Annotated in this window: 10 protein-coding genes and 2 pseudogenes; 7 read left to right on the plus strand and 5 right to left on the minus strand. The window is 71.1% G+C overall.

Annotated elements, in window-relative coordinates; all coding sequences use genetic code 11:
• A pseudogene (locus A9X03_RS30270) lies at positions 1 to 249 on the minus strand (hypothetical protein); the annotation flags it as partial.
• A 24-nt stretch (positions 250 to 273) separates the two neighbouring features.
• On the opposite strand from A9X03_RS30270, the gene A9X03_RS14345 reads away from it, so the two are divergent.
• Complete coding sequence (locus A9X03_RS14345; RefSeq protein ID WP_067759988.1) at positions 274 to 918, plus strand: nitroreductase family protein; 645 nt, start codon at positions 274 to 276, stop codon at positions 916 to 918.
• Here the strand turns inward: A9X03_RS14345 and A9X03_RS14350 are convergent, their stop codons facing one another.
• Both A9X03_RS14350 and A9X03_RS14355 read right to left on the minus strand, forming a co-directional pair.
• Positions 919 to 1,245 carry a YciI family protein gene (locus A9X03_RS14350; RefSeq protein WP_067759985.1) on the minus strand — a complete coding sequence of 109 codons (327 nt, stop codon included), beginning with the start codon at positions 1,243 to 1,245 and terminating at the stop codon, positions 919 to 921.
• Between the two features lie 36 nt (positions 1,246 to 1,281).
• Positions 1,282 to 1,746, minus strand: a complete 465-nt coding sequence (locus tag A9X03_RS14355; protein WP_067759982.1) for a tRNA (cytidine(34)-2'-O)-methyltransferase — start codon at positions 1,744 to 1,746, stop codon at positions 1,282 to 1,284.
• A gap of 17 nt (positions 1,747 to 1,763) precedes the next feature.
• Between A9X03_RS14355 and A9X03_RS14360 the strand changes: the two genes are divergently transcribed.
• From A9X03_RS14360 to A9X03_RS14385, 6 genes and pseudogenes are all read left to right on the plus strand, one after another.
• A complete protein-coding gene (locus A9X03_RS14360; RefSeq protein ID WP_067759979.1) occupies positions 1,764 to 2,369 on the plus strand; it encodes a bifunctional 2-polyprenyl-6-hydroxyphenol methylase/3-demethylubiquinol 3-O-methyltransferase UbiG in 606 nt (201 codons plus the stop codon).
• A 239-nt stretch (positions 2,370 to 2,608) separates the two neighbouring features.
• The gene (locus A9X03_RS14365) at positions 2,609 to 5,359 is read left to right on the plus strand and encodes a sensor histidine kinase (RefSeq protein ID WP_068261612.1); all 2,751 of its coding nucleotides are present in this window, start codon (positions 2,609 to 2,611) and stop codon (positions 5,357 to 5,359) included.
• Positions 5,356 to 5,753: pseudogene (locus A9X03_RS14370) on the plus strand (serine protease inhibitor). Before A9X03_RS14365 ends, A9X03_RS14370 begins: the two are co-directional and overlap by 4 nt.
• A gap of 6 nt (positions 5,754 to 5,759) precedes the next feature.
• Entirely contained in the window at positions 5,760 to 6,146 is a 387-nt protein-coding gene (locus tag A9X03_RS14375; RefSeq protein WP_067760337.1) for a DUF742 domain-containing protein, read from the plus strand.
• Positions 6,127 to 6,723 carry an ATP/GTP-binding protein gene (locus A9X03_RS14380; protein WP_067760335.1) on the plus strand — a complete coding sequence of 199 codons (597 nt, stop codon included), beginning with the start codon at positions 6,127 to 6,129 and terminating at the stop codon, positions 6,721 to 6,723. Before A9X03_RS14375 ends, A9X03_RS14380 begins: the two co-directional genes overlap by 20 nt.
• Complete coding sequence (locus A9X03_RS14385; RefSeq protein ID WP_067760333.1) at positions 6,720 to 7,271, plus strand: pentapeptide repeat-containing protein; 552 nt, start codon at positions 6,720 to 6,722, stop codon at positions 7,269 to 7,271. Before A9X03_RS14380 ends, A9X03_RS14385 begins: the two co-directional genes overlap by 4 nt.
• Positions 7,272 to 7,273: 2 nt before the next feature.
• Here the strand turns inward: A9X03_RS14385 and A9X03_RS14390 are convergent, their stop codons facing one another.
• Both A9X03_RS14390 and A9X03_RS14395 read right to left on the minus strand, forming a co-directional pair.
• The gene (locus A9X03_RS14390) at positions 7,274 to 9,835 is read right to left on the minus strand and encodes an ATP-binding cassette domain-containing protein (protein ID WP_067887043.1); all 2,562 of its coding nucleotides are present in this window, start codon (positions 9,833 to 9,835) and stop codon (positions 7,274 to 7,276) included.
• A gap of 1 nt (position 9,836) precedes the next feature.
• Positions 9,837 to 11,996 (minus strand): ATP-binding cassette domain-containing protein (locus A9X03_RS14395; protein WP_197696083.1); only part of this gene is annotated, 2,160 nt, incomplete at its 5' end.

Genomic DNA, 11,996 nt, shown 5'->3' on the forward strand with positions numbered 1-11,996 from the left:
GCACGACCCCAGCCCGCGGGAGCGCAGCGCCAGGCAGAAGCTCCACACCGCCGGGTGGTTGCGGTGGGGCGATTCCGCCCGACCAGCCGGCCCCGCCGCCCCCGTCCTGACCTGACCGAGCGCGACGGAGACGACGGCGCCGCACGTGCACTCCGCTGCGGGATTTCGACCCAATTCCCACCGTGGATTCACGCTCGGTGCCTGAGGCGCCGGCCCGTCGGAAACCTCTTGCGCCAGTTCGCCGCTCATGGGCCCGCAGGTAGTCTCCAGCACATGACCCTCAACCTGTCCGTCGACGAAGTCCTCACCACCACCCGCTCGGTCCGCAAACGCCTGGACTTCGACAAGCCGGTCGAACGCGACGTCTTGATGGAATGCCTCGACCTGGCGCTGCAGGCCCCCACCGGATCCAATTCGCAGGGTTGGCAGTGGGTGTTCGTCGAGGACGCGGACAAGAAGAAGGCGATCGCCGACGTCTACCTGAAGAACGCCCGGGCCTACCTGAGCTCACCCGCGCCCGAATACGCCGACGGGGACACCCGCGGGGAGCGGATGGGCAAGGTGCGCGACTCCGCGACCTACCTCGCCGAGCACATGCACGAGGCGCCGGTGTTGTTGATTCCCTGCATCTTCGGCCGGGAGGAGAAGCAGCCGCTGGGCGGCGTGTCGTTCTGGGCGTCGCTGTTCCCGGCGGTGTGGAGCTTCTGCCTGGCGCTGCGCTCCCGCGGGCTGGGGTCGTGCTGGACGACGCTGCACCTGCTCGGTGACGGTGAAAAGCAGGTCGCAGACGTGGTGGGCATCCCGTACGACGAGTACAGCCAGGGCGGGCTGTTCCCGATCGCCTACACCAAGGGCACCGACTTCCGCCCGGCCAAGCGGCTGCCCGCCGAGCAGCTCACCCACTGGAACACCTGGTAGTCAGGTCTGCAGAGGCCAAACCTCGACGACCCCGTGCGCGACCGCACACGGCGTCTGGCTGACGCGCTCGATCGCCGTGTCGAGATCGTCGGCCTCGATGACCGCGAATCCCGCGATCGGCAGAGCCGATCGGAGGAAGGGGCCCGGCTCGATCCGCACGCCCGCGCCGTCCGGGTTGCGCACCTGCACGGGGTTTCCGGCCCGGGCGACGAGCGCGCCGGACGCGCTGAGTTCGTCGTCGCGGGTGTGCGCGGCGTGTCTGCGGTGCGCGCTCAACTGGTGGTATCCGGCCTCGTCGCCGTAACCGATGGTGATGAAGGTAGGCATATCAATGCTGACTCCCGTCGGTCGCAGAACTCATCGCTAGAACGCGCCCGGGTAACCCTGCTGTCGCCAGGCCTCGTAGACGGCGACGGCCGCGGCGTTGGACAGGTTCAGCGAGCGCCGCCCCGCCAGCATCGGGATGCGCACCTGCTCGGTGATGTGCTCGTCGGCCAGCGTCGCCGCGTCCAGTCCGGTCGGCTCGGGACCGAACAACAGGACGTCGCCCGGCCGGTAGCGGACGTCGGCGAACGAGGTGGGCGCGTGCGAGGTGAAGGCGATCACCCGCTCCGGCGACAGCGCCTCCCACGCGGCCGGCAGCGACGGATGCACCGTCACCGACGCCAGGTCGTGATAGTCCAGACCGGCCCGCCGCAGCTTGGGTTCGGACATGTCGAAGCCCATCGGCTCGACCAGGTGCAATTCGCATCCGGTCGCCGCCGCCGTCCGGATGGCGTTGCCGGTGTTGGGGGCGATGCGTGGGGAGAAGAACATCAGCTTGAACACAACGCGATAATGGTCGCATGGTCGAGCAGAGCCTCTGGATGCGGAAAGTCGCTGCCGATCCGGGACATTCGCACTGGTACATCGAGCGGTTCCGCGCCATGGCCCGCGCCGGTGACGATCTGGCCGGCGAGGCGCGCTTCGTGGACGCGATGGCCCCGCGCGGCGCCCGCATCCTCGACGCCGGCTGCGGCCCCGGCCGGCTGGGCGGGTACCTGGCCGCCGCCGGTCACCAGGTCGTCGGCGTCGACGTCGACCCGGCGCTGATCGAAGCGGCCGAGCAGGATCACCCCGGGCCGCGCTGGCTCGTCGGCGACCTCGCCGAGCTCGACCTGCCCGCCCGCGGCATCGCCGAGCCGTTCGACGTGATCGTGTCGGCCGGCAACGTGATGACGTTCCTGGCGCCGAGCACGCGGCGCCGGGTGCTGGGCCGGCTGCGGGCCCACCTCGGGGACGACGGTCGGGCGGCGATCGGCTTCGGCGCGGGCCGCGACTACGGATTCGCCGAGTTCCTCGACGACGCGGCGGCCGCCGGGCTCGAGCCCGACCTGCTGCTGTCCACCTGGGACCTGCGCCCGTTCACCGATGAGTCGGATTTCCTCGTCGCCGTCCTGCGCCACGCCTAGCGGGTTTGCCAGGATCGTCGGCCCGCGCGCCGGTGCACCTTGGAGAGGCCTGTCTGCTCAGTACGGATTCTGGTGACCTGGGCCGCGGGCTGTCATACTCGTCGGATTGCCACGTTGACGCGCTCGCGCCCATCTGGCGTGGCACGGGTGGATAAAGCAGGAAGTCTCATGAGCCTCTCGTTTTCTCGAGCGCTGAGCATCAGCGCAGCGGCCGGTCGCGCGGCCGTGCCGACGTGACCATGTTCGCCCGCCCGGCCACCCCTGCCGAGGCGGTCCCCGAGTCCCCGCCGCCCGGCGCCGCCGAGTCGGCGCCGGCCAAACGCCCACCGGCCTGGTCGCTCAGCAACTGGCCGGTCCGGTGGAAGGTCCTGGCGATCGTGCTGGTGCCGCTGGTGCTGGCAACGGTCTTCGGCGGGCTGCGCATCCAGGGTGCAATGGCGAACTCGGCCGGGCTGCGGCTGGCCGCGGCCCGCGCCGACGTGGTCCCCGTGATCACCAAATACATGTCGGCCCTCGACGTCGCCCTGCTGGCGGGCAGCACCGGGCGCGACGTGGAGGGGGCCAAGAAGAACTTCGAGGCGCGCAAATACGAACTGGACACCCGGCTGCGCGACACCGACGTCAGCCCCGAAGTCCGGTCGGGGGTGACCAACCTGCTCGACGGCGGTCAGATGCTGGTGAACAAGGCGACCGACAACGGCCTGGGTTTGCGGGAGCGGGTGACCCTCTACGCCCCGATCCTGCTGACGGCCGAGGACGTCATCAACGCGTCGGTCCGCGTCGACGACGAGAAGGTCCGCGCCCAGACCCAGGGCCTGAGCCGTGCCGTCGGGGCCCGCGGGCAGATGACGATGCAGAAGATCCTCGTCACCCGGGGCGCCGACCTGCCCGAGCCGCAATTGCGGACCTCGATGATCACCCTGGCCGGAACCGAGCCGTCGACCCTGTTCGGGATGAGCGAGGTCCTCGGCGCCGGCTCGCCCGAAGCCAAGACGCTGCAGCAGCAGCTGGTGACCCGGATGGCGATCATGTCCGACCCGGCCAGCGTCCTCGTCGACAACGCCGACCTGCTGCGCTCGATACAGACCACCGACGACATCGCCGACCAGATCGTCAAGGACGCCACCGCGGCGGTGACGAAAACCGTGCACGCCCAGGCCGCAGACAGGCGCAATGCCGCCATCCTCGACGCCGTCCTGGTGCTGTCCGCCATCGTGATCGCGCTGATCGTGGTGCTGTTGGTGGCCCGCGCGCTGGTGCGGCCCCTGCGCGTCCTGCGCGACGGAGCCCTCAAGGTGGCCCACACCGACCTCGAGGAGGAGATCGCCCGGGTCAAGGCGGGCGGCGCCGAGCCGACGCCGCAGCCGCTGCCGGTGTACACCACGGAGGAGATCGGCCAGGTCGCCCACGCGGTCGACGAATTGCACACCCAGGCCCTGCTGCTCGCCGGCGACGAGGCCCGGTTGCGGCTGCTGGTCAACGACATGTTCGAGACCATGTCGCGGCGCAGCCGCTCGCTGGTCGACCAGCAGCTGTCACTCATCGATCGGCTGGAGCGCAACGAGGAGGATCCCGAGCGCCTGGACAGCCTGTTCCGGCTGGACCACCTCGCCGCCCGGCTGCGCCGCAACAGCGCCAACCTGCTGGTGCTGGCGGGCGCGCAGCTCGCGCGCGACCAGCGCGACCCGGTGCCGCTGTCGACGGTGCTGGGCGCCGCGGTCTCCGAGGTCGAGGACTACCGCCGCGTCGAGATCGCCGGGCTGCCCGACAACAGCACGCTGATCGGCGCCGCCGCCGGCGGCGCCATCCACCTGTTCGCCGAGCTGATCGACAACGCCCTGCGTTATTCGCCACCCGCGACGCCCGTGCGCGTCTCGGCGGCCCGCGGCGGCGACGGCGGAGTCGTGGTGCGGATCGCCGACTCCGGCCTGGGCATGAACGACACCGATCGGCGCATCGCCAACATGCGGCTGCAGGCCGGCGGCGAGGTCAGCCCCGACAACGCCCGCCACATGGGCCTGTTCGTCGTCGGCCGGCTCGCGGACCGGCACGGCATCCGGGTGGGGCTGCGCGGCCCGGCGGCCAACGAGGAAGGCTCGGGCACCACCGCCGAGATCTACCTGCCCCCAACGATTCTCGAGGGCTCGGCGCCGCAGGCCCGAGTCGCCCGGATCCGGGCGGTTTCGGCGCCCGGCGCGCAGCCCGCCGCCGCGGTCGCCGCGCCCGAGGAGGAACGCCGGCCCGAGCCGGCCCGCAACGCCCCCGCCGCGGCGCCGCCGGTCACGTTGCTGCCGCGCCGCAATCCCGGTTCCAGCGGCATCACCGTGGTGCCCGCCGAACCCGCCGAGCCGCTGCCGCGGCGGCGCGAACTGCCCACACCGTGGTGGGAGGGCGGGACCCCGGCGAGCGCCCCGGACGCCAAACCGGAGCCGAAGCCCGTCCGCGCTTCGGACACGTCGGCGTTCTTCGCCGCGCGGTCGCGGGAGGCGGACGAGCCGGCCGCGGCCGCCGACAAGCCGCCGAGCCCGGCGCCGAGCGCGCCCGCCCCGTCGATCCCGGCCGCGCCGAAGAGCGCAGCCGCTCCCGCTGACGACGACGTGATCTACCGGCGGATGCTGTCGGAGATGCTCGGTGATCCGCACGACCTGGTCAACAGCCCCGACCTGGACTGGCAGTCGGTGTGGGACCGCGGCTGGACGCTGGCCGCGGCGGCCGAGGACACGCCCGTCGAGTCGCGCACCGCCGAGCACGGCCTGCCGGTCCGTACGCCCGGTGCCCGGCTGGTGCCCGGCGCCGCCAATGGGACGGCCCGGCCCGACGAGGACGAGAGCCAAGAGCCCAACGGCGGCCTGCACTCCGGCCGCGAACCGCAGCACGCGGCCGCCGCCCGCGATCCCGAGGCGGTGCGAGCCTCGTTCAGCAGCCACTTCGGCGGCGTGCGCACTGGCCGGGTGCACGCCCGCGACACCCAGGGGCCAGAGCAGGAATGACCGCACCCGACAACTCCCTGGACTGGCTGGTGACGCGGTTCGCCCGCGAGGTCCCGGGCGTGGCGCATGCGCTGCTGGTCTCCGTGGACGGGCTGCCCATCGCCGCCAGCGAACATCTCCCGCGCGAGCGCGCCGACCAGCTGGCCGCGGTCGCCTCCGGCCTGGCCAGTTTGGCGACCGGCGCCGCGCAGCTGTTCGAGGGTGGCCAGGTGCGCAGTCGGTGGTGGAGATGCAGAACGGCTACCTGCTGCTGATGCGCGTCGGCGACGGCTCGCACCTGGCCACGCTCGCCGCGACGTCGTGTGACATCGGTCAGATCGGTTACGAGATGGCCATCCTGGTCGAACGGGTCGGGGGCGTGGTGCAGTCCACCCGCCGGTCCGGCGTCTCGTGAGCCGCGATGGACGAACGCGAGCCCCGGCACCTTGCTGAGCCGACCGCACGCCGAGGGAACCTGGTCCGCCCGTACACCCTGACGTCCGGGCGGACCGGCACCGACGTCGACCTTCCCGTGGAAGCCCCGATCCAGACGCTGCAGGCCGGGCTGGCTCACCGGTGGCCGCCCGACGACGCGAAAGGCAAGATCATTCAACTGTGCGTCGGCAGCCCGTCGGTCGCCGAGATCTCCGCACGGCTTGATCTGCCGCTCGGTGTCACGCGCGTCCTGGTCGGCGATCTGGTTTTGTCCGGCTACCTTCGGGTGCATAGGACGTTGTCCGAGCGTTCGACCAGAGATGAGCGCCACGAACTGATAGGAAGGACGCTGCGTGGCCTTAAGGCACTCTGAGGCGCACTCCGAGGTGTACTCCGATCCCGCCCACGCCTCGACGAAGATCGTCATCGCCGGCGGATTCGGTGCAGGCAAGACGACGTTCGTCGGCGCGGTGTCGGAGATCATGCCGTTGCGCACCGAGGCGATGCTCACCGACGCCTCGACCGCCGTCGACGCGCTGGAGGCCACCCCGGACAAGCGGACCACCACCGTCGCGATGGACTTCGGCCGGATCACCCTGGACGAGGACCTGGTGCTCTACCTGTTCGGCACGCCGGGTCAGCGCCGGTTCTGGTTCATGTGGGACGACCTGGTGCGCGGGGCCATCGGGGCGATCGTGCTGGTGGACTGCCGGCGCCTGGAGGACAGCTTCGCCGCAGTCGACTTCTTCGAGCACCGCAACCTGCCGTTCCTGATCGCGGTCAACGAATTCGACGGCGCGCCGCGCTATCCCGTCGCCGAGGTGCGCGAGGCGCTCACCCTGCCGGCGCACATCCCGGTGATCACGGTCGATGCACGGGATCGCCGGTCGGCGACCGACGCGCTGATCGCGGTGAGCGAATACGCACTGGCCAGCCTGACGGCGAATTGACCGAGCGGTGGGCCGACAAGGAACTCACCGGCCACGACTTCACCGACGAGGACCTCAGCCGGCTGGACACCGAGCGGGCCGTGTTCGACGAGTGCGACTTCAGCGGCGCCAACCTGGCCGAGTCCCGACACCGCGGGTCGGCGTTTCGCAATTGCACCTTCCGGCGAACCTCGTTGTGGCACAGCACCTTTGCGCAGTGCAGCATGCTGGGTTCGGTGTTCGTGCAGTGCCGGATGCGGCCGATCTCCTTCGACGAGGTCGACTTCACGCTCGCGGTGCTGGGCGGTAACGACCTGCGGGGCGTCGACCTGAGTGGCTGCCGGCTGCGAGAGGCCAGCCTGGTGGAGGCCGACCTGCGCAAGGCGGTGCTACGCGGTGCCGACCTGTCCGGTGCGCGGGCGACGGGCGCGCGGCTGGACGACGCCGACCTGCGCGGCGCGACCGTGGATCCCGCGTTGTGGCGGACCGCCTCGCTGACGGGTGCCCGCGTCGACGTCGGGCAGGCGGTGGCCTTCGCGGCGGCGCAAGGCCTGCGCCTGGACGGCTGACGTCACTGCTTGAGCCGGATGCGCCAGCGCACCACGGCGGCGTAGGTGACCGACAGCAGCGCGAGCATCCCCATGTCGAACAGCCAGGTGCCCGAGGTGTGCCGGAAGTGGCTGTCCCGCGGGCTCTGCGGGCCCGGCGCGACGGTCCACAGGTCGACCGTCGACGCCTGCGCGGCGTACCCCCACCGCGAGGGCACCCCCCAGGACAGCTGGTCGAGGAAGATCCGGTTGGTGACCGGCACCATCCCGCCGGACAGCACCATCTGCGCCATCAGTGACACCACCAGCAGCGGCATGATCTGCTCGTTGGAGCGCGCCAGCGCCGACAGCAGCAGGCCCAGCATCGCCGCGGCCACACAGGTCGCCGCGACCGCGACGAACAGTTCCAGGGTCGCGTTCCCGAGCAGCACGGCCGGCCGCTTCGGCGGGCCCTTGCCCACCACCACGATCGCGGTCGCGATCGCCGCCTGGACAACGGCGAACACGCAGAACACCGCGATCTTGGCCAACAGGTACGCGGTGGTCGACAGCCCGACCGCCTGCTCGCGCCGGAAGATCGGGCGCTCCCCGATCAGGTCGCGGATCGTCAGCGCGGTCCCCATGAACGCCGCGGCCATGGTGAGCAGGGTCAGGATCGTCCCGGCCTCGCCGGCGGACTCGCTGGTGGGGTCGGCGTAGCCGAAACCCGTGTGGCCGGGAACGGTCAGCGACAGCGCGCCCATGATGAACGGCAGCAGCGCCAGGAACACGAAGTAGGCGCGGTCGGCGACGACGAGGCGGACCTGGCGGCGGGCGATGGTGGAGAACTGGCGGCGCAGGCTGGTGCGCGGCGGGGCGCCGAGGTCGGCGGGCGCCTCCGTCTGGGCGGGCGGCGCGGGTTTGTTCTGCGCCAGGAAGCGCCGGTTGGCCTCGTCCGGGTCGGCGCCCACCTTCGCGAAGATCTGCGCCCAGTTCGTGGTCCCCATGGCCGCCCCGATCTGGTCGGGCGGCCCGAGGAACGCCGTCTTGCCGCCGGGCGCCATCAGCAGCACCTGGTCGCAGACCTCGAGGTAGGTCAGGGAGTGAGTGACCACCAGCACCACCCGGCCCGCGTCGGCCAGCTGGCGCAGCATCGTCATGACCTGCAGATCCAGCGCCGGGTCCAGGCCCGACGTCGGCTCGTCGAGGATCAGCAGCGACGGCCCGGTCAGCAGCTCGAGGGCCACCGAGGCGCGCTTGCGCTGCCCGCCCGACAGCTTGTCCACGCGGGTCTCCGCGTGCTGGGTCAGCCCCAGCTCGTCGAGCACCTGCGCGACGACCTGCTCGCGGTCGGCCTTGCTGGTGTCGGGCGGCAACCGCAGCTCGGCCGCGTAACCCAGCGCCTGGTTCACCGTGAGCTGGCGGTGCACCACGTCGTCCTGGGGCACCATCCCGATCCGGGTGCGCAGCGACGCGTACTCGGTGTGGATGTTGTGGCCCTCGAAGGTGACCACGCCGGAGGTCGGCGTCGCGTAGCCGGCGATCAGCCGCGACAGCGTGGTCTTGCCCGCGCCGGACCCGCCGATGAGGGCGGTCAGTGTGCCCGGCCGGCCCGTCAACGAGATCTTCTCGAGCAGGTTCTTGCCGTTGACGCTGAAGTCGACGCCGTTCACCTCCAGGCCGCCGGTGCGCGTCGCCGCCTCCTGGCGGCGCACCAGGATGCCGCCGGAGAACACCAGGTCGACGTTGCCGATGGTCACCACGTCGCCCTCGGACAGCACGGCGGACGCGGCCTTCACGCCGTTGACGAAGGTGCCATTGCTGCTGTTGGCGTCCCGGATCTCCGGGCCCGCCGGGGTCGTGGTGAGGAACGCGTGATGGCGCGACGCCAGCACGTCGTGGATGACGATGTCGTTGTCGAGCGCCCGCCCGATCCAGGCGGCGCGCCCCGGCCGCTCGGTCGGGCGGTGGGAATCCGGGCCCAGATTCTTCACCCGCGTGGTGGGGAACTCCGCCACCTGGCCGCTCACGCCGATCTGGGTGGGCGGACTCAAGTCGGGCCGCCCGCCAGATTGCGGCACCGACCGGGTCGCGGCGTCCGGCCGGACGATGGGAACGGCGGTGGTGCGCTGCGGGCCCGCCCAGGGGCGCGCGGGCGGCTGCTGGGCCGGGGGCTGTCGCGGCGGGGCCTGCGGTCGCGGTCCGGTCGACGGCGAGCCCGGCGGCTGCGCGTCGCTGGGCGGCGTGATCACCGGGATCGACTCCGTGGTGGGCGGAAGCATGCCCACGCTGCCTGTGTGGTGGCCGATCTCGAAGGTGATCCGTGGACCGTCGGGCTTGCCGATGTTGATGGTCTGGCCGTCTTCGATGTCCACCAGCGGCACCCGCTGGCCGTTGACGTAAACCCCGTTCAACGAATTGTTGTCAAGCGCAATCCATTTGCCGCGATCGAAGCGCAGCAGCAGGTGCGAGCGGGCGATCAGCGGGTGTGCGACCCGCAGGTCCGCCCGCAGGTCGCTGCCGACGACGACGTCGCGGCCGGCCGCGAAGCTGCCCTTCGATCGGTCGGATCGAACGGTCAGGACGGGCCCGGCGGCTTGGGTCATCTCAGCGTTTCAGCCGGATGTGCCACCGCACGAAGCCGGTGTAGGCGACGGACAGGAACGCCAGCATCGCCATGTCGAACACGAAGATGTGTTTCGAGTGCTGCCAGATCGGGTCGTTGGTCGGGATCTGTTTGACCTTGACCAGCGACGGAAAGTCGATCGACGAGGCACCTGCGGCGTAGCCCCACCGGGCCGGTGTCAGCCACGCGAGCTCCTCGAGGCCGAAGCGCTGGTAGACGGGGATCATGCCGCTGGAGAACACCAGCTGCGACATGATCGACACCACCAGCAGCGGCATGATCTGTTCGTTGGACTGGGCCAAGGCCGACAACAGCAGGCCCAGCATCGCCGAAGCCACGCACGTCCCGGCGACCGTGACGAACAGCGAGAAGGTGGAGTTCCCGAAGAATGGCGGGTGCGCCGTCGGCGCGCCCTTGCCCAGCCGCACGATGATGGTCGCGATCGCCGCCTGCAGCGTCGCGAAGACACAGAACACCGCGATCTTGGCGAGCAGGTACGCGGTGGTGGACAGGCCGACGGCCTGCTCGCGCCGGAAGATCGGGCGCTCGCCGATCAGGTCGCGAATGGTCAGCGCGGTGCCCATGAAGACGGCGCCGATGTTCAACAGGACCATGATGTACTGCGGCTGCGTCGGCGCGGGGCCGAGCGGGTCGGCCGGGCCAAGGCCGGGATGCGGGCCCTTCACGGTCAGCGACAACGCCCCGATGAGGAACGGCAGGATCGCCAGGAAGATGGTGTAGCCGCGGTCGGATACGACCAGGCGGACCTGGCGGCGAGCGATCGTGGACAGCTGCCGCCACAGGTCGGTCTTCGGCGGCTCGCCCAGGTCGGCCGGGCTTTGCGGGGAGGGCGGCCGGGACGAATGCTGATCGCGCTCCTTGAACCGGCGGTTGGCCTCGTCCGGGTCGGCGCCCACCTTGGCGAAGATGTCGGCCCAGTTGCGGGTGCCCATGGCCGCCTCGACCTGGTCGGGCGGGCCGCAGAAGGCGGTCTTGCCGCCCGGCGCGATCAGCAGGATCTGATCGCAGACGTCCAGGTACGAGACCGAGTGGGTCACCACCAACACCGTGCGGCCGGCGTCGGCGAGCTGGCGCAGCATCAGCATGACCTGACGGTCCAGCGCCGGGTCCAGACCGGACGTCGGCTCGTCGAGGAGCAGCAGGGACGGCTGGGTGAGCAGCTCGAGGGCCACCGAGGCCCGCTTGCGCTGGCCACCGGACAGCTTGTCGACCCGGGTCTCGGCGTGCTTGGTCATGTCCAGTTCTTCGAGGACCTGGGCGACGACCTGAGCCCGCTCGGCCTTGCTGGTGTCGGGCGGCAACCGCAGCTCGGCGGCGTAGTTCAGGGCCTGGTTGACGGTCAACTGCCGGTGCACGACGTCGTCCTGCGGAACCATCCCGATCCTGCTGCGCATGGTCGCGTACTCGGCGTGGATGTCGTGGCCTTCGAAGGTCACCGAGCCCGACGTGGGGCTGGTGTAGCCCACGATCACCCGCGACAGCGTGGTCTTGCCGGCACCCGAGCCGCCGATGATGGCCGTCAGCGTGCCGGGCCTCGCGGTCAGCGTGATGTGGTCGAGCAGTTGCTTGTTCTGGTCGACGGTGAAGCAAACGGAGTTGACCTCCAGGCCGCCGGAACGGGTCGCGGCCTCCGTGCGCCGCAGCAACTCGCCCCGGGTGAACACCAGGTCGACGTTGCCGATGGTGACCACGTCGCCCTCGGTCAGCACCGCGGACCCGACCCGCACGCCGTTCACGAAGGTCCCGTTGACGCTGTGCGCGTCGCGGATCTCGGTGCCCAGCGGCGTCTGGGTCAGGAACGCGTGATGGCGGGACGCGAGGACGTCCTGGATGACGACGTCGTTGTCGGTGGCCCGGCCGATCGTCAGCGCGCCGGAGGGCTTCTGCAGCGCCCCGGACCGCGACGGCATGAGCGCCTGGAACATCTTCGTCGCCAGGTTGGCCACCTCGGGCGGCTTGGCGGCCGAGCGGCTCAGCTCGGTCTGCGGCGACGCCACCCCGGCGATCTTGGGCTGCGGCGGCGGGAAGTTGGGCGGCGGCGGCGCGGCCGGCGCGCGCCCGCCGCCCGCATACATCGGTTGCCCGGGCGGGGCGGGACGCGGCGCCGGCGGGCCCGTTCC

The sequence above is a fragment of the Mycobacterium sp. E1715 genome (genome assembly GCF_001667625.1).
Classification (GTDB): Bacteria; Actinomycetota; Actinomycetes; order Mycobacteriales; family Mycobacteriaceae; genus Mycobacterium.

Bases quoted from the DNA above. Each gene is read 5' to 3' on its own strand.
- A9X03_RS14350 (WP_067759985.1), bottom strand. From the start codon at position 1,245: ATGCCTACCTTCATCACCATCGGTTACGGCGACGAGGCCGGATACCAC.
- A9X03_RS14360 (WP_067759979.1), top strand. From the start codon at position 1,764: ATGGTCGAGCAGAGCCTCTGGATGCGGAAAGTCGCTGCCGATCCGGGA.
- A9X03_RS14375 (WP_067760337.1), top strand. From the start codon at position 5,760: ATGGACGAACGCGAGCCCCGGCACCTTGCTGAGCCGACCGCACGCCGA.
- A9X03_RS14390 (WP_067887043.1), bottom strand. From the start codon at position 9,835: ATGACCCAAGCCGCCGGGCCCGTCCTGACCGTTCGATCCGACCGATCG.
- A9X03_RS14365 (WP_068261612.1), top strand. From the start codon at position 2,609: ATGTTCGCCCGCCCGGCCACCCCTGCCGAGGCGGTCCCCGAGTCCCCG.
- A9X03_RS14345 (WP_067759988.1), top strand. From the start codon at position 274: ATGACCCTCAACCTGTCCGTCGACGAAGTCCTCACCACCACCCGCTCG.